Source organism: Granulicatella adiacens ATCC 49175, from assembly GCF_025150565.1.
GTDB classification, from domain to species: domain Bacteria; phylum Bacillota; class Bacilli; order Lactobacillales; family Aerococcaceae; genus Granulicatella; species Granulicatella adiacens.
The window spans coordinates 37,166-53,702 of record NZ_CP102283.1 but is presented as its reverse complement, the minus strand read 5'-3'; the positions used below and the strand labels follow the sequence as shown (position 1 = coordinate 53,702).

At 34.7% G+C, this 16,537-nt stretch carries 31 protein-coding genes and 1 pseudogene; 6 read left to right on the top strand and 26 right to left on the bottom strand.

All coding sequences use genetic code 11. The features are described 5' to 3' along the window. Nucleotides 1-44: 44 nt before the first annotated feature. From NQ540_RS00300 to NQ540_RS00195, 22 genes are all read right to left on the bottom strand, one after another. Complete coding sequence (locus NQ540_RS00300) at nt 45-362, bottom strand: HNH endonuclease (protein WP_005608102.1); 318 nt, start codon at nt 360-362, stop codon at nt 45-47. A gap of 152 nt (nt 363-514) precedes the next feature. After that, nucleotides 515-1,057: a site-specific integrase gene (locus NQ540_RS00295; RefSeq protein ID WP_005608105.1), complete on the bottom strand. Its 543-nt coding sequence runs from the start codon at nt 1,055-1,057 to the stop codon at nt 515-517. A 231-nt stretch (nt 1,058-1,288) separates the two neighbouring features. After that, nucleotides 1,289-1,750: an ArpU family phage packaging/lysis transcriptional regulator gene (locus NQ540_RS00290; protein ID WP_050755113.1), complete on the bottom strand. Its 462-nt coding sequence runs from the start codon at nt 1,748-1,750 to the stop codon at nt 1,289-1,291. Nucleotides 1,751-1,769: 19 nt separating this feature from the next. Then, a complete protein-coding gene (gene ssb, locus NQ540_RS00285; RefSeq protein ID WP_005608108.1) occupies nt 1,770-2,171 on the bottom strand; it encodes a single-stranded DNA-binding protein in 402 nt (133 codons plus the stop codon). Further along, complete coding sequence (locus tag NQ540_RS00280) at nt 2,168-2,500, bottom strand: hypothetical protein (RefSeq protein ID WP_005608110.1); 333 nt, start codon at nt 2,498-2,500, stop codon at nt 2,168-2,170. Before NQ540_RS00280 ends, ssb begins: the two co-directional genes overlap by 4 nt. After that, complete coding sequence (nrdH, locus tag NQ540_RS00275; RefSeq protein ID WP_005608112.1) at nt 2,500-2,736, bottom strand: glutaredoxin-like protein NrdH; 237 nt, start codon at nt 2,734-2,736, stop codon at nt 2,500-2,502. Before nrdH ends, NQ540_RS00280 begins: the two co-directional genes overlap by 1 nt. Before the next feature lie 191 nt (nt 2,737-2,927). After that, nucleotides 2,928-3,224 (bottom strand): hypothetical protein, encoded by a 297-nt coding sequence (locus tag NQ540_RS00270; RefSeq protein ID WP_005608114.1) that lies wholly within the window; start codon nt 3,222-3,224, stop codon nt 2,928-2,930. Between the two features lies 1 nt (nt 3,225). Continuing rightward, nucleotides 3,226-3,429, bottom strand: a complete 204-nt coding sequence (locus NQ540_RS00265) for a hypothetical protein (protein WP_005608115.1) — start codon at nt 3,427-3,429, stop codon at nt 3,226-3,228. Next, nucleotides 3,430-3,666, bottom strand: coding sequence for a hypothetical protein (locus NQ540_RS00260; RefSeq protein ID WP_005608117.1), 237 nt, complete (start codon nt 3,664-3,666; stop codon nt 3,430-3,432). A gap of 1 nt (nt 3,667) precedes the next feature. After that, the gene (locus NQ540_RS00255) at nt 3,668-3,880 is read right to left on the bottom strand and encodes a hypothetical protein (protein ID WP_005608119.1); all 213 of its coding nucleotides are present in this window, start codon (nt 3,878-3,880) and stop codon (nt 3,668-3,670) included. Between the two features lie 149 nt (nt 3,881-4,029). Further along, nucleotides 4,030-4,362 carry a hypothetical protein gene (locus NQ540_RS00250; protein WP_005608121.1) on the bottom strand — a complete coding sequence of 111 codons (333 nt, stop codon included), beginning with the start codon at nt 4,360-4,362 and terminating at the stop codon, nt 4,030-4,032. Then, complete coding sequence (locus NQ540_RS00245; protein ID WP_005608123.1) at nt 4,363-4,911, bottom strand: hypothetical protein; 549 nt, start codon at nt 4,909-4,911, stop codon at nt 4,363-4,365. After that, nucleotides 4,895-5,134 (bottom strand): hypothetical protein, encoded by a 240-nt coding sequence (locus NQ540_RS00240; RefSeq protein ID WP_005608125.1) that lies wholly within the window; start codon nt 5,132-5,134, stop codon nt 4,895-4,897. The genes NQ540_RS00245 and NQ540_RS00240 overlap by 17 nt, the downstream gene beginning before the upstream one ends. A 2-nt stretch (nt 5,135-5,136) precedes the next feature. Continuing rightward, nucleotides 5,137-5,406: a DUF3310 domain-containing protein gene (locus tag NQ540_RS00235; RefSeq protein ID WP_005608127.1), complete on the bottom strand. Its 270-nt coding sequence runs from the start codon at nt 5,404-5,406 to the stop codon at nt 5,137-5,139. Next, a complete protein-coding gene (locus NQ540_RS00230; protein ID WP_005608128.1) occupies nt 5,406-5,741 on the bottom strand; it encodes a MazG-like family protein in 336 nt (111 codons plus the stop codon). Before NQ540_RS00230 ends, NQ540_RS00235 begins: the two co-directional genes overlap by 1 nt. Continuing rightward, nucleotides 5,738-6,226 carry a hypothetical protein gene (locus NQ540_RS00225; RefSeq protein ID WP_005608129.1) on the bottom strand — a complete coding sequence of 163 codons (489 nt, stop codon included), beginning with the start codon at nt 6,224-6,226 and terminating at the stop codon, nt 5,738-5,740. The genes NQ540_RS00230 and NQ540_RS00225 overlap by 4 nt, the downstream gene beginning before the upstream one ends. After that, nucleotides 6,210-6,584, bottom strand: a complete 375-nt coding sequence (locus NQ540_RS00220; protein WP_005608130.1) for a hypothetical protein — start codon at nt 6,582-6,584, stop codon at nt 6,210-6,212. The genes NQ540_RS00225 and NQ540_RS00220 overlap by 17 nt, the downstream gene beginning before the upstream one ends. Next, on the bottom strand, nt 6,581-7,837 hold the full coding sequence (locus NQ540_RS00215; protein ID WP_005608131.1) for a replicative DNA helicase: 1,257 nt from the start codon (nt 7,835-7,837) through the stop codon (nt 6,581-6,583). The genes NQ540_RS00220 and NQ540_RS00215 overlap by 4 nt, the downstream gene beginning before the upstream one ends. A gap of 1 nt (nt 7,838) precedes the next feature. Next, a complete protein-coding gene (locus NQ540_RS00210; RefSeq protein WP_005608132.1) occupies nt 7,839-8,627 on the bottom strand; it encodes a conserved phage C-terminal domain-containing protein in 789 nt (262 codons plus the stop codon). A 21-nt stretch (nt 8,628-8,648) separates the two neighbouring features. Then, nucleotides 8,649-8,891, bottom strand: coding sequence for a hypothetical protein (locus NQ540_RS00205; RefSeq protein WP_005608133.1), 243 nt, complete (start codon nt 8,889-8,891; stop codon nt 8,649-8,651). A 216-nt stretch (nt 8,892-9,107) separates the two neighbouring features. Then, complete coding sequence (locus NQ540_RS00200; RefSeq protein WP_005608136.1) at nt 9,108-9,386, bottom strand: hypothetical protein; 279 nt, start codon at nt 9,384-9,386, stop codon at nt 9,108-9,110. Beyond that, on the bottom strand, nt 9,383-9,658 hold the full coding sequence (locus NQ540_RS00195) for a hypothetical protein (RefSeq protein WP_005608138.1): 276 nt from the start codon (nt 9,656-9,658) through the stop codon (nt 9,383-9,385). Before NQ540_RS00195 ends, NQ540_RS00200 begins: the two co-directional genes overlap by 4 nt. Nucleotides 9,659-9,713: 55 nt before the next feature. On the opposite strand from NQ540_RS00195, the gene NQ540_RS00190 reads away from it, so the two are divergent. Beyond that, nucleotides 9,714-10,007, top strand: coding sequence for a hypothetical protein (locus tag NQ540_RS00190; RefSeq protein ID WP_005608140.1), 294 nt, complete (start codon nt 9,714-9,716; stop codon nt 10,005-10,007). A 3-nt stretch (nt 10,008-10,010) separates the two neighbouring features. On the opposite strand, the gene NQ540_RS00185 is transcribed toward NQ540_RS00190, so the two are convergent. Continuing rightward, nucleotides 10,011-10,313: a hypothetical protein gene (locus NQ540_RS00185; protein ID WP_005608142.1), complete on the bottom strand. Its 303-nt coding sequence runs from the start codon at nt 10,311-10,313 to the stop codon at nt 10,011-10,013. A gap of 87 nt (nt 10,314-10,400) precedes the next feature. Between NQ540_RS00185 and NQ540_RS00180 the strand changes: the two genes are divergently transcribed. After that, nucleotides 10,401-10,565, top strand: coding sequence for a YjzC family protein (locus NQ540_RS00180; RefSeq protein ID WP_083789029.1), 165 nt, complete (start codon nt 10,401-10,403; stop codon nt 10,563-10,565). Between the two features lie 174 nt (nt 10,566-10,739). On the opposite strand, the gene NQ540_RS00175 is transcribed toward NQ540_RS00180, so the two are convergent. After that, nucleotides 10,740-10,931 (bottom strand): helix-turn-helix transcriptional regulator, encoded by a 192-nt coding sequence (locus NQ540_RS00175; protein WP_005608146.1) that lies wholly within the window; start codon nt 10,929-10,931, stop codon nt 10,740-10,742. 171 nt (nt 10,932-11,102) lie between these two features. On the opposite strand from NQ540_RS00175, the pseudogene NQ540_RS00170 reads away from it, so the two are divergent. From NQ540_RS00170 to NQ540_RS00155, 4 genes and pseudogenes are all read left to right on the top strand, one after another. Further along, nucleotides 11,103-11,348, top strand: a pseudogene (locus NQ540_RS00170) (helix-turn-helix domain-containing protein); the annotation flags it as partial. A 198-nt stretch (nt 11,349-11,546) separates the two neighbouring features. Beyond that, on the top strand, nt 11,547-11,957 hold the full coding sequence (locus NQ540_RS00165) for an ImmA/IrrE family metallo-endopeptidase (RefSeq protein WP_005608152.1): 411 nt from the start codon (nt 11,547-11,549) through the stop codon (nt 11,955-11,957). A gap of 167 nt (nt 11,958-12,124) precedes the next feature. Next, nucleotides 12,125-12,799: an NYN domain-containing protein gene (locus NQ540_RS00160; RefSeq protein ID WP_005608154.1), complete on the top strand. Its 675-nt coding sequence runs from the start codon at nt 12,125-12,127 to the stop codon at nt 12,797-12,799. 115 nt (nt 12,800-12,914) lie between these two features. Continuing rightward, entirely contained in the window at nt 12,915-14,096 is a 1,182-nt protein-coding gene (locus NQ540_RS00155) for a tyrosine-type recombinase/integrase (RefSeq protein WP_005608156.1), read from the top strand. Nucleotides 14,097-14,251: 155 nt separating this feature from the next. On the opposite strand, the gene rlmH is transcribed toward NQ540_RS00155, so the two are convergent. Both rlmH and NQ540_RS00145 read right to left on the bottom strand, forming a co-directional pair. Beyond that, the gene (rlmH, locus tag NQ540_RS00150) at nt 14,252-14,731 is read right to left on the bottom strand and encodes a 23S rRNA (pseudouridine(1915)-N(3))-methyltransferase RlmH (RefSeq protein ID WP_005608158.1); all 480 of its coding nucleotides are present in this window, start codon (nt 14,729-14,731) and stop codon (nt 14,252-14,254) included. A 515-nt stretch (nt 14,732-15,246) separates the two neighbouring features. Further along, nucleotides 15,247-16,482, bottom strand: coding sequence for a S1C family serine protease (locus tag NQ540_RS00145; RefSeq protein ID WP_005608160.1), 1,236 nt, complete (start codon nt 16,480-16,482; stop codon nt 15,247-15,249). Nucleotides 16,483-16,537: the final 55 nt, after the last annotated feature.

The following is a 16,537-nucleotide window of genomic DNA, read 5'->3' as shown; positions in this document are numbered from 1 at the left end:
GTTGGAAAAAGTCCTTTCCACCGGTATTCCAAGTCATCCAAAATTTAATTTTTGAGTGGGGGGGTTGAATAAAATTTTTCAAATTCTCGTTTTTTTCGTTTTTGCCATTCTTTTCCTTTTTTAGTAATTTCATCCGTGTTCCGATTATGCATCTTGTTATGTTGATAGTTCGATAGAGCTACCAAATTCCAAGCTACAAATTCTAGTTCAGGATATTCTCTCACTGGATAAATATGATGAACCATTTCTGCTGGAACTGATTGTCCGTATCTTAGTGACTCTTGACATCGATAACCGTCACGAGCCATTACATAATTTCTCAATCTTTTCCATCGAGATGTATTCAATGTTTTTCTAACCATCTCCTACCTCCCTATTAGGATTTATTCCCTTTGAATTAAACATATCTTATATTCTGTTTAATTCATGATTCTGATTATTTATTTGCTATATCAATGTTTCTAATTCAATCTCGAAACGAACTAACAGTTTCCTCATTATGTTTAGTTGATAATTACAAACCAAAATTAGTCATCACTTTATCCTGCTGGTCTTGTCGAATTCCAATATATTTCAAAGTGATTGCAGGACTTGAATGATTGAATAGTTCCATCAATGTAGCTACATCTTTGTTCTTTTTGTACTGATGATAACCAAACGTTTTTCTCATTGTGTGAGTACCTACATTATCAATTCCACATTCGTCAGCAGCTATCTTAATAATTAAGTATGCAGTGCATCGACTGATGTGCTGATTCTTTCCGTTTCGACTTTGAAATAAATAATGGTGTAGTGGTTTCCCTTTGATGTACTCCCGCAGTTCTTTCTTTAAAACAGGAGGCATTTTCCTTTTGAGTTGTTTACCTGTTTTCAATTCTTTTGTTTTGATGTACCATCCTTGCACATCTTTAACTCGCAGATTGATAATATCGCTAATGCGTAATCCGGAATTAATTCCAAGTAAGAACATCATGTAATTACGTTCGTTCCATTCTCGTAAGTAATCCTTCATCGCTTGAATATCATCTTTATCTCGAATCGGTTCAACGTAATTCATTGCATTCTCCTTTCGATAAAAAATAAGAGCGCACAGTTTAATGTACGCTCTTGATATTCGTTAATAGTCGTCCAAGCTACTAACATGTATACACCTTTTTCAGGACTGGCTTTTTAAAGATGTTTCCGCATCTCTATCCTTGTATCTACACGATACCACAGTACATATTATAAAATATTTCTCTAAAAATGTTTTACAAACTTTTTTAGTCATTTTCTACAACAAATACAACTAATCGTATTCAACACCTTCCGATGTTCCATCTTGATATACATCTACACCTAGTGCGTACGCTAGTTGTTTAATTCCTTCCATTCGTATATCTCGAATAGTGAATTCACTGTAATTCATTTCACTTCCAATTAATACATCGCTTTGTTCCTGGATTAATGATCTGTAAATTACTACTCGGTTAACTGAAGGAATACTATTCAATGCAGTGTTCACACGTTCAACGTAATCTTTGAATTTCTTTCCTACAGTGTCACTCCATAGTGCAGCATCTTCTGTAGATGAGTGAAACTCGTTAGTAAATGAAGGTGGAACAATCGTATACTGAGGAGTGATGCGAGGCGCACTCTTCAGATACAACTTATTTAATGCGTTCTTATATCTACCGATGACTTTCATCACTTCTCGCTTGGTTGCTTTATAATCTAGTTCCGGATAATCAAATAGGTGAATACTTTCCAAATACTTGCACCTCAATTCATTAGAATGGCAAGTCATCGTCAGATACTCCGTTGAATGGACTTTCTTCGATTGGTTGAACTACATTGCTTCTAGATTCTGTTACTTTCTTTGATTCTAATAACGAGAAGTTCTCAGCAACTACTTCTGTGATATATACTCTCTTACCGTCTTTATCATAACTTCTAGTTTGAATTCGCCCTTCGATTCCAACCAATGAGCCTTTGTTTGTGAACTTTGTAAAGTTTTCTGCAGCAGCAGACCACATAAAGCAGCTAATGAAATCTGATTCATATTCACCGTTTTGGCTCTTAAATTTCTTTTGTACAGCTACGCTGAATTGCGTGTACTTTGTACCGTTTGCTGTAAATTTTAGTTCTGGTTTCTTGGTTAGCCTGCCTACTAGCACAACGTTATTAATCATTTATTTACCTCCAAATATTTCTCGTGAGCTTTCAAATCTCCTTTTAGAATTCGACTCACTCGTTTAAATTCTTTGATTGCTTGAGACCTCATAGGTTTAATTCCATCCTTACGTGCCTCGTCTGTTTCTGGAATATAATATCCAGTTCTGCCGTTCCGTTCGCCGATGATCACAATACCGTATCGATTAACTAGCGTATCAATTACTTTCTTAACTCTACGTTCCGATAGCTTAGTAATACTTGAGATATCCACTCGATTAATTCGTCGAGTATCACTCACTGGAATCAGTCTTAATACCATTCGTTCTTCTGGACTCATTCTTTCCATTAGCGGCTCTCCTTAAATTCTTCTAATCTGTCTAAATTAAATCCAGACCAGGCATTTTCGAAGTGGTCATCCAGTGCCACTACAGGAAGCTGCTGGAAGCCGTTTAATTTAATTTCTTCTAGCTTCTCTGGATGCTCAGATACATCCACTGTCTCGTATTTAATTTTATTTCGATTGAGCCACATCTTAGTCATCTCACACTGGATGCAATTTGGTTTAGAATAAACTGTTAACATCGAAGTCCTCCTTGTTGACCGATAATCCTAATACGTTTTTTGTACTAAAGATTGCTCTTTTCTTTTGACCGTCTGACGCGCTTAAATAATAAAAGTAATAATATAATCGAATAGGTACTCTTTCTTCAAGTTAGTCACGTTTTCAAATCTTAATGTTTGTCCATGTTGTAAAAATATAGTAAGGTGCATTGTTATTCCTCCCTGAATACGTTCTTTTGTATTTGTATGATTATTTTGTTAGAAAATGGTTGGTTAATTATTTCTACTGAACCTTTTGGAAGAGTATCAAGTATATCTTTTACTTTTTGTTCGTAATTTATTTCTTTTTCCTTTTCCTTAATACGTTTTTCTAATTCGATATGTTCCATTATTTTTTCAATATAATGAATATCTGAATCTATAGTCTTATTTGACCTATATATAGCTACTAATGACATAACAATCGATAAAATATTTACGATAGTTAGTATTGTTAAATTTAAATCCATGTTATTCCTCCTTTAGATTTCGAAAGAATTCTTTGATTTCTTCAATTTCTCTTGCATTTTCTTTAACCTTTATCATAAACGGTTGACCCATGAGGTGGATTTCTGCATATTTTCCTGTTGCATCTTCCCTAAATTCCACACTTATTACACAACGTGGGTTTATCAACACTGTTCTTTTATTCGAAACGTCATAACAAGTTATCATCTACTCCACTCCTGTATTCAAATTGATTATGTGTGGTTTGTCAGTGTCTACTTCCACTTTTAACACTCCGTAACATTTACCATATTGGATCACTCTAACAGACACTCTCTCACACTCGACATTTGGAAAAATCACGATTGGTTTTACCTTTGAAGGTACGTTGTTAGGTAGTTCAATCTCTAATTTTCGTGATGATACTGATTCACCTACACTGATGTTTTCATGTTTTTCTGTCATTCTAAATTTCCTCCTCTAAATCCACAAAAGGATTGATAGGTTCATCAATGTCATAAACTTTAGCACTTGGAAATTCAGAAATTTCATCAAGTAGCACTTGAAATCTTTGCTTAAATTCTTCGGTCGTGTCATCCCATAAATGTATACTCATTTCTTCGTATCCATCATCTTCCATATCGTCATATATCCAATCCAACACAGATTCCACAGACATTTTTTTAACTCTTTCTTTTGAAATTCGAAAACCGCTTCTATCAGCTACACTTAACGAGTTCCATTCACTTTTTAGATCATAACATTATAATCGGAATTCGCCTTGTTCATCAAAAATTAAAACATCATCCGTTATTTCGTTGATTGTTTTCATTTCCTAACCACCTTATCGTTTCTTCTCTTAATCAATTCTAGTTCTTGGATAGTTTGTTTTCGTGATTTAATTACAGCACTCTTAAATTCATCGCCTTTTATCTTAGATTTTTCCCAAAATAATAAAGAATCTTTTTCTTTCTCAATTCTATCTTCAATACTGCTTACGTGTATTCTTATTTCTGTTTTCGCAAAATTCGAGAACACTTTATTACACTTTGGACAGGTAAGATAGAATTCCATTTCTTTCAATTTTTCCGATGTGAGCATGCTTTCTATGTCTAGCCTGCTTTCGCAATACGGACATATAACCTTATTCATAATTTCCATTTACTCACCTTCACACTCCACAAACAATTCTTTGATTTGATCGCCAAATATTTCAATAGCTTGTTTAGCGTCTCTTTCACTTTGAAAATAACCAAATATATGAAATCCATCTATTCCGTACTGACAATATACTTTCAGTCTGTTGAAATCATAGTCGTATGCTATGAAATACTTCGAATCAAAATGGTTAAAATCTGGTTCCCAATCTCTGTTGGATATGTCTTTAAAATCTTTGAATTTGGTTATCAATTCTCTTCGTTTCGCTTCTAATTCGGCTAATTGCTCTGAAACAAAAGCATTTCCTTGAACTACATTGTTATTATGTAAATTTACATCGTCATAAATTTGTTTTTCACATCCTCCATAACTTTGTAACACAAAATATACGTCGCCTCTTTGAAACGGCATTTCTAATTTCCAATCATTTTGTTTATTTTCTTCTTTTAAACCTAATTGGTGTTTTAAAAGAATTGTTTTCGCTTTTGTTTCAAAATCTATTAACAATTCGTCTAATTCACCTTTTAATTTTAATTTATCCCAAGTATCCATCGTTATCCTCCTTGTGATTTTTCAGGAATTGTTCGAATTCTTTAGAATCCATTTTGATAATGCTTCTAATCTCCTTTTCCTTTTCATTGCCAGCTACCATTCCGATGAATAGCGTAACGATAGCAAACGTGATATGAATTCTACTAATTCCAAACACATTAAGCATAAAAATCGTGTATGTTATGATTTGCCAAAATACTACCCATAATTGATTTGTTTTCATGATTAATCCTCTAACCTTTCAATTAACAAGTCCAAATGTTCCTTTGCTTTTTTTAGATCCTCGAGCATTTTACCTTTGCTAGGCGCTCGCAACACATACTTCAAAACGTTACCTGCAATATATCCATCAAACGAGTTCTCGTATTTTGGAATGAAATTTTCCATTACGGTGAAGACTTCTAACCCGTTAATTCCTTGGTAATGCTTTGGATGTTTTACTGCCTCTTTGATTTTTGCATTTTCATATAATTTACTCACATTCACTAAATCCATTACTGCACCTCTTTAACGAACACACCATTGATAACTTTACCTTTGCGGTCCTTAATCTCATGATAAGCACTTTCTAAGCAATCTAAGAAATCAAGATTACGTTGCATGCAATACCCGATTAGTACTACAGTAATATCTCCAACCGCGTCAATCTCTTCATCGCGGTTGATATGGATATATGCTTCTTTTAATTCATCCACTTCTTCCTGTAGTTTAATTAGCTGGCCACTTCCGTCCAGCGTATCCAAACCACGTTCTACAAACCAGTTTTGAACTAATCGGATTAACTCTTCACGTTCGATTCGTCTTTTTTTAATTGGATCATTTAAATTCATTTAATTCCAGCTCCTTCAAAATATTCTTCTAATCTATCCATGATTTTCTTACGTGTGTTCCAACCAATCTCGTATGGATTACGTAAGAATTGATTTAATGTTGTTGTTCTAATTTTCAAGATATCCTTAGCCATGTGATTGAAATTATTCTCAGAACCTGCAATCATCTTTTCGATATCTTCCCTGGTCTTCTTCAATGCTGAATCGTAGAATGCATCTAATCTATTACGTACTTTAATTTTATCCTTTTGGTTGATTATGAATGGTTTTGTTGATGCAATCACTTCAATTATGTTTCCAGGAATCCCATATTCATGCTTGAATTTTTGTGCAGCACCATAAGTCTTGAATGTCATAGCTTCTCGTTGCTCTGATTTGAATACAGATGTGTGCATTGGATGCTTCTTATCAAGGTATCCCTTCAGAGTGCTGTAATCATTAATTTCCTTAAAGTACATATTCATATTTTTAATTACAAATGCCATACTCTCTCTCCAATTCGGCCATTATTTCGATGTGGCTTCTAATTTTTTTCATAATGTCGCTATGTGGTTTGGATGTTTGGTAAGTGGCTATTATTACACTGTTTCTGTCTTCAATCAGACGGAAGCCATAAAGCTTCTCTAATTGGGCCACTTCCAATGCTTGCCAGATAGCTTTGTCTTTCTGTTCCTTCTGCTGCTCAATGTATGCTGCTGCATACGGAAGATGTTTGTACAGGCTCATTGCCTTAATGTTTTTTTGACACTGTTTTGCTTCCTGCAGCATAACCATTACAGCTCTTGTAGTCCTTAACCCTTCAGACTTCATAATCTTTTCGAACTCTATCGCATTCATAGTCATTTGAATTCCTCCACAAAGTCCATTCGAGCTTTGAAAAATTTGAAAGTAGAATCCATCAAATCTCCTTCTCTGTTCTTTTTGATTGAGAATTTAACTCGTTGATAGCCTTCATGATTGGCTTCTGTTTCTTCATTGCTCAAGAACCCGACTACATTCGAATCTTGCTCAATAGAGCCAGACTCTCTCAAGTCACTTAGTACTGGTGACTTATCCTGGCGCTGCTCCACTCCTCGTGATAATTGCGATAGGATTACGATAGGAACTTGCTGTTCGTTGGCCAAATTCTTCAATTCTCGTGTAATCTGCTCAATTTGTAGCCTTCTGTCACGATTATTATTCACTTTAATAAGTCCCACATAATCAATGACTGCTAAGTATTTACCTGGTGATTGTCCTGCAGCTCTTTCTTTGATAATTCCTAGAATATGGTTCAATTCAGACACTGTGTCATATACTTTCAAGTCTTTGTGTTTAAAGTATTCGATAGTCGCTCTCACTAGCTCCTTATCGCTATCTTTAAGCATCTTATTCATCTTGCGTAAGTAGTATGTGTTAAGTGTCGTCATTTTGGCCACGAATCTTGAGAACACTTCTTTTTTGCTCATTTCTAGGCTAAACAAGTCTACTATTAAATCTTCATTTCGTCTCAAAGCTCTATCAATCAGATTGATAGTCCACGCGCTCTTTCCAACCGATGGACGAGCTCCAACAGTAATTAACATTCCAGGGCCGATGCCTCCGCCTAAAGCCGCATCTAATCCGCTAAATGTCTTGATGCCGTCTTCAATATCATGCTCAAGCTCATACTCGAATTGCTCGAATGTTTCAGCTAAATCACCAACATTCTTTTTGCGTGAGAGCTTAGAAATTGCATTCAACAGTTCTAACATCTCAACTTCAAGCTGCTTAGTTGGGAATGCTGTGTGTTCTTCTTTTACTTTCTCCAACTTAGCTCTTAAATACTCATGATGTAGCTGATTGGCTAGATAGTCCAATCCGCTTGTAGTCGCGTTTTCTTGCTGCAAGGCCATTAGATACTCGTATCCGATAGTCTTATCTTTTAATTCAGCTCTTAATTTAGCAAATAGCTCCATCAGTCCATCTAGACGGTTGCCATTATTATTCAAGATTTCAAAGATCGTTTTGAAATTGTTATCAGTAAACCACTCGGCTTGCAGATATGTTGATTGTGCCTTGTCAAAATCATTCAACAATGCTGCTATGATTGATTTCTCTAGTTCATAGTGGTTCATATCAAGCCTGCCATTCTGAGCCAAATAGCTCTCTCATCTTATCTGCTACCGATTGCCCAGAAGCTCCTTGCTGCTTAGGTCTAGCTGGTGCTTCGTTTAAGTAATCCTCGAATTTCTCACTGAATAGCGTTCTTGGTCTGAGATATTGATTCATCTTTTCATTGTTTAGCCATTGCTTACACTTGATATCAATAACTCTCTCGAAGTCTTCCACTGTGAAGCCATTATCCAGTAACTTATGTACTAGCTGTGCAGTCTTCTTAGTCTTAACAGAGTACTTCTTACCTGTTCGCTTATTCAGATAATCAATGATATGGTTAGTCTCATCAGTCCATACAACCTTAGGCGGTTTCTCCTCTGAGACATTATTCTCTGTAGTACTCTCCTGGTAGTCTCTGGTATAGGTCTGTTCATTTTGAACAGTTCCATCTGTACAATCTGAACAATACGTCTGTTCATTTTGAACACATCGTCTGTTCACTCGTTCATAGTTGATTGTGTACCATTTTGTTTTATCAAATTTCTTCTTGTTGAAATTTCCTACTTTCACTAATTTATTTTTTTCTAAATTTCCTAAAATCCGTCTGATTGTCATTGTTGACCAGAATGGGAATTCTAATTGCCATTCGTCTAGAGTTTTGTAAAACCAATATTCTTGGTTAAACTCGTGTGTGCTTTTTAATAACCAGTAATGCATTTGCTGTAGCATTATTGATTCGTTTAAACCTACCTCTTTAGCTAATGAAGGTAATACCTGTAGAGGTGGTTCATTAATTAATAAACTACTCATTGCTTTTTCCCTTCACCCGTGTTACAATTTATATGTGTGTTGACGGCTGTTTTCAGTCGTCTTTTTTTGTGTCAAAATTTCTTCTGCTAAATCTAATGCATCTTCTTCAGTTCTATGTCTAGTGCTAAATTGAAAATTGTTATCACTTGTTGACATAGTAAGGACAACTCTGTCAAGATTAGGCATTAATGTTCCAACAGTTTTGTTCTTAACAACGATATCTGTTAATCGATTGTCGAATAAATTAACTAATAAGCTATACATAACTTCATCTCATTTCCGTATAATTGTTATTTCTTATCAAGTTGTACTTATTGTGAGCTTGATTAGATGCTCCTACCCATAAATGAAGAAATGCAATCATTCCAACTGCTGTTAATGTTGTGTATCCTAAAAATTTAAAATACAGCTTAATAAAATTTCTGTTGAACTCTTTCCGCTTCATTTTCCTAGATTCGGTACGTGTCATTTTGTCACTCCTTAAATTTTGTATTTTGCCATGAACTCATCTAAATCCCTGGCATCGTATCGAATTGTTGCGCTTCCGCTTGGTCTCTTAATTACGATTTGTTTCAATCCCATCGATACACACTCATCAAAATCTCTATCGTCAATTCCTCCGATATAAGCCTTTGCTTGTTTCTTGTTTAAGTATCTTTGTTGATTGCTCGTTGTTGGCAATCGTTCTATCGCATTCGCTACGATTTCAACAACTTTTGAATTGAGAGTTGTTTCAAAATCTGCGCTTAATAAATTCACTGCTCTTCTCCTCTCGTTTTAACCCATTCATACTCTTCAAGTTTTCTTTTTATCTTTTGTTTAAAAGTCCATAAAATCATCAAAGATAATCCTGATAAGATGATTGCTATTGATAGTGCGATTTTATTAAAGAAAACAATAGCTAAAACTAAAAAAACAAATGCTAGAAAGCTTAAACATCCGAATCCATTAGTTAGTTCTGGATTTTCTTTTATAACTTGTTTAGTAATCCTTCTTTCCACATTTTCACCTCCTATTTCATGTTTTTTCATATTGTTGTAACCTTCTTTCAATCCTATAATTGAGGTTGGGAAAGGAGGTGTTTTTATGGATAATAGACTAGGTACATTTTCAACAGGTGATAGACATGTTAAGTTCACTGATTCTTGCCGATTAGATACCCACACTTGTTTCGAAGTAATGATGTGGGATCAATCATCTACAGAGTTACCTATACATGTTCTTGATATTGATAATAATCATAAAATCCTTGTTTTTAGAAATGGGATTTATATCGACTGTTACATCCATGACCCGTACATTGACTTAAAAGTTAATGGTAAATTTGTTCGATTCGGCCCAAGTCCTTCAGGAGTTGAAATTATTCAAATCGAACCTTAGTTTTTATCGCGCTTTGTCAACGCTTTGACTTAGCGCGTTTTTATATGCAACTTCTAATTCTATGTGTTTCATTAAATCCACAACATTATCAATTTGAAAATTGGAAACAATTAAACCGTTAAAAAAGTGAACTGCTCCAAACCCTCCATCTTTTTGAATAATTGAGAGTTTTATGTTTCCATAAATAATGTCAGCAAAATTCGAACCTATAGAAGCTTCTGGAAATTCTTGTTTTATGAACTCTTTAACTGTATTCCAAATTTCATAATATTCATTTCTTACTTTTTGGATTGTTATTTTTTCCATTCTTATCACCTCCTATTTCACTCATTTTCATATTGTTGTAACCCTCTTTCAGTTCTATAATCGTAATTGGAGAAAGGGGGTGTTTATATGTCTAAACCTATTAAACCAGGAACAGATAACCAACCAAAAGGCACATATCAAGAAGTTGGGCCAAAAGGCGGTGCTGTAAATCGACCTCGTGTTGTTCATATTGGTGATGGAGATCGTCTTCCTCCTACTCAAAAGCCTGGGAACAAATGGGTCAAAAAATAGTTTTATTGGGTCGTCTCTTAGGAGATGGCCTTTTTAATTTTCCAAAAGCAAAAACACAAACTTAGAAAATTAATTTGCAACCAAGATTCTGCATACTTGATGCCATTTTCTTCATAAAATGTCATGTAATGGTGCATTCGTATCACCTCCAATTATTCGAATTAAATCGTATTTCTAGCCTAAAAAAATATGATCTAATTTAACTTTGTATAGTGCACTTAATTGGTGTAGCAAATTCATAGGAATTTTAGTACTATCTTTCTCATATTTTGCGATAGTTTGTTGATGAACTCCTAGTTTTTCGGCTACTTCTTTCTGAGTTAAATTAACGTTAACTCTTGCAGCTTTTAACGAAATTTGTGTCAAAATCCGTTCCTCCTTTCATTTTTCTTTTACTTATGAGTCTATAATAATACGATTTAATTCGTATGTCAACACTTTTATTATAAAAAATTCGATTTTTTTGATATTTTTTTGTTTACAAATACGATTTAAAACAGTACTATAATATCAATAGGAAATAAGGAGGTGCTAGAAATGGCACGAGGAAGAGGAAAATACACTCCAAATGATATAGAAATCATGAAGAGAATATCTGTTAATATCAATGATTTACTTAATCGTACTAGAACTAAGCAAGTTGAATTGTCTAAAAGAACTGGGATACCAACAAGTACTCTAACGGGATATGTTAAAGGAACATCTATGCCTAATCCTGGTAATGTGCAAAAGATTGCAGATTTCTTTAACGTAGAAAAATCTGCTGTAGACCCTCGTTTTGCTCAAAACTCCATTTCGACTGATGCACCAGCGTGGGCAACTAAAGATGATGTTATTGTTTTTGATGAAGCGTTAAAACGTAACAGCGTTATTATGTCCTATAATGGTGTAGAATTATCTGAAGACGATAAGATACAATTAGAAGGCATGATAAAAGCAATGCTGTGGGAGAAAATTCAAGAAAATAAAGGTGGGAATTAATTGGAAGTAACTGAGTTAGTTAATCGTCACAATACGGCTAATCCGTTTATAATCGCTGAATATGAAAATATTGACGTGAAATTTGTGTCGTTACCTAGCGATTTGAAAGGCCTAATGTTATCGACTCCAAATGATAAACCTATGATTTGGATTAATGATAATATCCGTGATTGTAATTTGAGATATCTAGTGATGGCTCATGAATTGAAACATGCATTAGATCATTATGGGTTAGATGGATTCTACACTGCTGCATACCATGGGAAAGGGAAACTAGAGAATGAAGCAGATAGGTTTGCTACGGAATTAATGCTACTCTTCTATCAGGAAAAGTATGAAGATGTTCCGGAAACGTTCGATACGTTAAAAGCAACATTTGGAATCAAGGAAGAAATGAGAAAGTATTACTAAATCTTGATAAATCTTGATAAATCTTAATATATATCAATTGACAAGTACTCTTGGTAGATGTATACTATAAATAATTCAAAAAAGTAAACCATCTCTTGAGAGTAGATACCCCACCATAAGGGGAGCGTCGAAATCAAGAGTTTTTTTTATGCAGAAAGGAAGTTTTTATGAAAGTAGCAATCTTAGTTGATGGTGGATATTACAAAAAAAAAGCTATGAAGGCTTTTGGAAATATTAGTGCAAAAGATAGAGCTATGGAGTTATATAGTTATTGCAATAGACATTTGAAAGAAACTCTCTTTCAAAAAGAAGTTCATCATGATTTGTATAGAATATTTTATTATGATTGTCCACCAATTGATAAACAAGTATTTCATCCGGTACTAGGAACAGTAGTTGATTTTTCGAGAAGTGATACTAAATCTTGGACAAATGATTTTTTTAAGGAGCTAAGCCGTAAAAGAAAAATCGCTCTCCGTTTAGGAGAATTGAGTGAAAATACTGTCCATTATAATTTAAAATACGATTCTACAAAAAAATTAGTAAATGGTTCTAAAAGTGTTGAAGATTTAACTACAACAGATTTCGAGTTAAATTTAGAACAAAAAGGTGTGGATATGCGTATAGGTTTAGATATTGCGCAATTAGCCTTTAAGAAGCAAGTTGAAAAAATTATATTAATTGCTGGAGATAGCGATTTTGTTCCAGCAGCTAAGTTAGCTCGTAGAGAAGGAATTGATTTCATTTTAGATCCTTTAGGAGCTCATATTAAAGATAATCTATCGTTACATATTGATGGACTAAGAACATGTGACAGTGCTTTTAAAACATTATCAAACTAAAAAAATATCACACTGCTATCCGCCAAGAAACCAGTGTGATAAGTCTTAAAAATCACCCTAAAATAGGGCTATTTGTTATGTCCTATTTTACCATAAACAGAAAGGATGGTAAAGAATGGCAAAGAAAAGAATCGATGATAGAATCAAGCCTTATAAGAAGAAAAATGGGCAAGTCTATTATCAATTTAAAATCTATTATGGCACTAATCCTAAGACAGGCAAGAAGCAGTATACTACCAGACGTGGATTTGAATCGGTCTTAGCTGCAACTACTGCACTTCAACGACTAGAAGTTGAGTTGATGGATACTGGATTGGTTGTTAAACAAAAGTTCACTTACAGAGAGCTGTATAACGAATGGCTAGTAACGTATCAAAAAAGAGTAAGACCTAGTACGTTTCAAGCGACTGTGACTTATTTCAAGAAACACATACTGCCTGCGTTTGGTGACTACTACATCGATACAATTACCATTCAAGATTGCCAGGCTCAAGTGAACAGATGGTATTCGAATTATCCAAAGAGTACTCAGTCTTATAAGATATACGCTCAAATGATATTTAAGTATGCTCAGAAGTTGAATCTGATTGAAAAGAATCCTATGAGCTTAGTAGACTTGCCAAAGTCTGGTGATTTTAAAGACGATAAATTAAAGTATTATGATCGTGAGACATTAATCAGATTTCTTGAATATATCGAACCATTTAAGGAAGTATATACCTTCTTTTATCTATTAAGCTATACTGGATTAAGATGTGGTGAAGCATTTGCCTTAACTTGGAATGATATCGACTTTAGAAATCATTCTATAAGCGTAAATAAGACGGTAGCACGCTCAATGGAAGATAAATATATATCACAGACCAAGACTAAGAACGGAATGCGTACAATACGTATAAATGGAAGTTTAGAGCGATTGATTAGTGAGTGGAAGGAATTATCTGGAAATGAAACGTATGTGTTCCAGAATCGCAATAACTCGTTTTATTCATCCAATACAGCCGTTTACTGGTTGAATCAGATACTAGAAGGCACTAACTTTCCTAGAATCACACCTCATGGATTTAGGCACACTCACGCATCGTTATTGGCCGAAGCTGGAGCAGATTTAAAAGATATCCAGGACAGATTGGGCCATGGAGATATACAAACTACTGCTAACATATATACACACGTTACAAACAATAAAAAAGATAATACGAATGATAAATTTGACAAATTGATGTCTATAGAAGGTCAAAAGGATGGTCAAAAACAAAAAACGGAAAATAAAAAAACCACGAAACCGTTGATATAACAGGCTTCGTGGAAAAAAGGATTAGAAATATTTATTTGGGAGGATAAATATTCTCTTTGGGAATAACTAAAGTATAGACACTCCTTATGAAATTAATGTGAAAATATATTCTCTATTTTGCACTTTCTTTTTATTTTTTTTATGAGAATATTTACTTATTTATGATAAGCATGACCAGAATTAATTCGGAATGCTCGGTAAATTTGCTCGGTTAGAACGAGTCTCATAAGCTGATGTGGTAAGGTAATACGACCAAATGATATTTTCCGGTCAGCCCGTTTTTTCACGGCTGGGCTTAACCCTAGAGATCCCCCAATAACAAAGACCATCGAACTCTTACCATGGAGCGCAAAAGTATCCATCTCTTTTGCTAGTTGCTTTGAACTCACTAAGTCTCCTTCAATCGCCATGGCCACAACCACGTCCCCATCTTTAATTTTAGCAAGGATGCGTTCTCCTTCTTTTTCGAGTACTTGCTCCATTTCTTTATCACTTAAGTTTTCAGGAGCCTTCTCGTCTGGCACTTCCACTACTTGGAACTTGCAGTAGCTGCCTAAGCGTTTTGCGTATTCATCTATTCCTTGTTTTAAATATTTTTCTTTTAATTTTCCAACACTCACAATCGTGATATTCATATTATCCCCTCACTTCATCCAATATCTTACCTTTTTTTGAGGAAAAATGCTTGTTTTATCCTCTTATCCCCTACTTATCCACAAAGTTATCCACATGTACACATGTTCGCCACTAAATTTTGATAGTTTTTATCCATACCCCCTAGATATAGATTCCATTCATTTAAATGTTACATAAATGTTATATTTAATTTTCGGAGGGATAAGTCAGTTATCCACAGTTATACACACTAAAGATGACCTTTAAAAAACACTGTTATATCAACGTTCTTTGTCATTTTATAAAAAAGTTATCCACAATAATTCTTTTTCATGTTTATAACTTTTTCCAATCAAAATCCTTATTCTAGGCCTTTTATCACTTTCTATTTTCAAAAGGTGTTTCCCACTGTTTGGACTTGACAAGGAGTTTTCCAAAGACTTTTCCACAGAGTTATCCACAATTCGGTGGATAAGTTTGCGGATAAGTCCAAAAAAATCGGATTACACATTGGTAATCCGATTCTTCATTTACTTTATAAACTTGGGTTATTGGTTTCTGTTAAGGAAACTGTGGTTGTTTGTTTTTGTCCGTTACGATAATACGTTACTTCCAATTTATCTCCCACTTTATGGCTATAGAGTATTTTTCTTAGATTTTGAATTCCCTCTACTTTTTGGCCATCCATTTCTACAATGACATCATATGGTTGAAGTCCTGCCGCTTTTGCACTTCCCTTAGAAGACACTTCAGCAACCACTACACCACTCTTCACATCTTTTGGTAAATTCAATTGATTAACAGCCTGTGAATTCACATTCGATAAGTTCACCATTGAAATTCCTAGAGCTGGACGAACGATTTTACCATTTTTTTCCAATTCATTAATGATGTTTACGACCTCATTACTTGGAATTGCAAATCCCATACCTTCAACAGAGGATTTAGAAATCTTCATAGAGTTAATCCCAATGACTTGTCCCGCGCTATTAATAAGAGCTCCACCTGAGTTCCCTGGATTAATTGCCGCATCGGTTTGAATCGCATTTACAATCCAATCTTGTTGACCATCGCCATCCACATCTGTTGGAACTGGACGATTATTTGCAGAAACAATCCCTTGCGTAACACTGGTAGCAAATTCACTGCCGAGAGGAGATCCAATCGCAATAGCCGTTTGTCCTGCTTTTACCTCATCAGAGTTCGCAAATTCCGCTACAGTACTTACTTTATCTGCAGGAATACGTATCACTGCTAAGTCCGTCCATTGGTCACTCCCAACTAATTCTGCCTTTTCCCTAGTTCCATCTGCTAAAAGAACTTCTAACTCTTGCGAATTTGCAATGACGTGATTGTTCGTTACGATGTAGGCATATCCATTTTCTTTTTTATAAATAACGCCACTTCCTTCTGAAGCTGTCGTTAATTCATCATTTGATTGTTGTTGTTGCTGCTGAGTCCCGTAAAGAGAATTACGGCCAGACGATTGTTTGTTAATAACTGAAACCACTGCATTTTTTACATTTTCTACAACCTTAGAAATATCATTATTTGTATTTGCAGCAGCCGTAGAGGTTTTTGTAGTCGTTACATTACTCTCTGAAGCTTGCGTAGTAGGCGTTGGCGTTTGATGGTTTAAAGGATTTGTAATCGCCATAATTCCAATTCCACTTGCGACTGCAATGGTTCCTCCAACAATCCCACCAACAAAGCCATTTCTAAAGCTTTTATTCTTACGTTTTCTTAACTGTTTTTGTTGTTCTTCTTCCATTTGCTCACTCCTCTCGTTGTTACTTTAAAGATAAATTCTAAATATGAATTTTGTG

Coding starts and splice junctions, on each gene's coding strand:
- NQ540_RS00300 (WP_005608102.1), bottom strand. CDS start 362: ATGGTTAGAAAAACATTGAATACATCTCGATGGAAAAGATTGAGAAAT.
- NQ540_RS00295 (WP_005608105.1), bottom strand. CDS start 1,057: ATGAATTACGTTGAACCGATTCGAGATAAAGATGATATTCAAGCGATG.
- ssb (WP_005608108.1), bottom strand. CDS start 2,171: ATGATTAATAACGTTGTGCTAGTAGGCAGGCTAACCAAGAAACCAGAA.
- NQ540_RS00280 (WP_005608110.1), bottom strand. CDS start 2,500: ATGGAAAGAATGAGTCCAGAAGAACGAATGGTATTAAGACTGATTCCA.
- nrdH (WP_005608112.1), bottom strand. CDS start 2,736: ATGTTAACAGTTTATTCTAAACCAAATTGCATCCAGTGTGAGATGACT.
- NQ540_RS00270 (WP_005608114.1), bottom strand. CDS start 3,224: ATGGATTTAAATTTAACAATACTAACTATCGTAAATATTTTATCGATT.
- NQ540_RS00265 (WP_005608115.1), bottom strand. CDS start 3,429: ATGATAACTTGTTATGACGTTTCGAATAAAAGAACAGTGTTGATAAAC.
- NQ540_RS00260 (WP_005608117.1), bottom strand. CDS start 3,666: ATGACAGAAAAACATGAAAACATCAGTGTAGGTGAATCAGTATCATCA.
- NQ540_RS00255 (WP_005608119.1), bottom strand. CDS start 3,880: ATGTCTGTGGAATCTGTGTTGGATTGGATATATGACGATATGGAAGAT.
- NQ540_RS00250 (WP_005608121.1), bottom strand. CDS start 4,362: ATGGAAATTATGAATAAGGTTATATGTCCGTATTGCGAAAGCAGGCTA.
- NQ540_RS00245 (WP_005608123.1), bottom strand. CDS start 4,911: ATGGATACTTGGGATAAATTAAAATTAAAAGGTGAATTAGACGAATTG.
- NQ540_RS00240 (WP_005608125.1), bottom strand. CDS start 5,134: ATGAAAACAAATCAATTATGGGTAGTATTTTGGCAAATCATAACATAC.
- NQ540_RS00235 (WP_005608127.1), bottom strand. CDS start 5,406: ATGGATTTAGTGAATGTGAGTAAATTATATGAAAATGCAAAAATCAAA.
- NQ540_RS00230 (WP_005608128.1), bottom strand. CDS start 5,741: ATGAATTTAAATGATCCAATTAAAAAAAGACGAATCGAACGTGAAGAG.
- NQ540_RS00225 (WP_005608129.1), bottom strand. CDS start 6,226: ATGGCATTTGTAATTAAAAATATGAATATGTACTTTAAGGAAATTAAT.
- NQ540_RS00220 (WP_005608130.1), bottom strand. CDS start 6,584: ATGACTATGAATGCGATAGAGTTCGAAAAGATTATGAAGTCTGAAGGG.
- NQ540_RS00215 (WP_005608131.1), bottom strand. CDS start 7,837: ATGAACCACTATGAACTAGAGAAATCAATCATAGCAGCATTGTTGAAT.
- NQ540_RS00210 (WP_005608132.1), bottom strand. CDS start 8,627: ATGAGTAGTTTATTAATTAATGAACCACCTCTACAGGTATTACCTTCA.
- NQ540_RS00205 (WP_005608133.1), bottom strand. CDS start 8,891: ATGTATAGCTTATTAGTTAATTTATTCGACAATCGATTAACAGATATC.
- NQ540_RS00195 (WP_005608138.1), bottom strand. CDS start 9,658: ATGAAAAAACATGAAATAGGAGGTGAAAATGTGGAAAGAAGGATTACT.
- NQ540_RS00190 (WP_005608140.1), top strand. CDS start 9,714: ATGGATAATAGACTAGGTACATTTTCAACAGGTGATAGACATGTTAAG.
- NQ540_RS00185 (WP_005608142.1), bottom strand. CDS start 10,313: ATGGAAAAAATAACAATCCAAAAAGTAAGAAATGAATATTATGAAATT.
- NQ540_RS00180 (WP_083789029.1), top strand. CDS start 10,401: ATGTCTAAACCTATTAAACCAGGAACAGATAACCAACCAAAAGGCACA.
- NQ540_RS00160 (WP_005608154.1), top strand. CDS start 12,125: ATGAAAGTAGCAATCTTAGTTGATGGTGGATATTACAAAAAAAAAGCT.
- NQ540_RS00155 (WP_005608156.1), top strand. CDS start 12,915: ATGGCAAAGAAAAGAATCGATGATAGAATCAAGCCTTATAAGAAGAAA.
- rlmH (WP_005608158.1), bottom strand. CDS start 14,731: ATGAATATCACGATTGTGAGTGTTGGAAAATTAAAAGAAAAATATTTA.
- NQ540_RS00145 (WP_005608160.1), bottom strand. CDS start 16,482: ATGGAAGAAGAACAACAAAAACAGTTAAGAAAACGTAAGAATAAAAGC.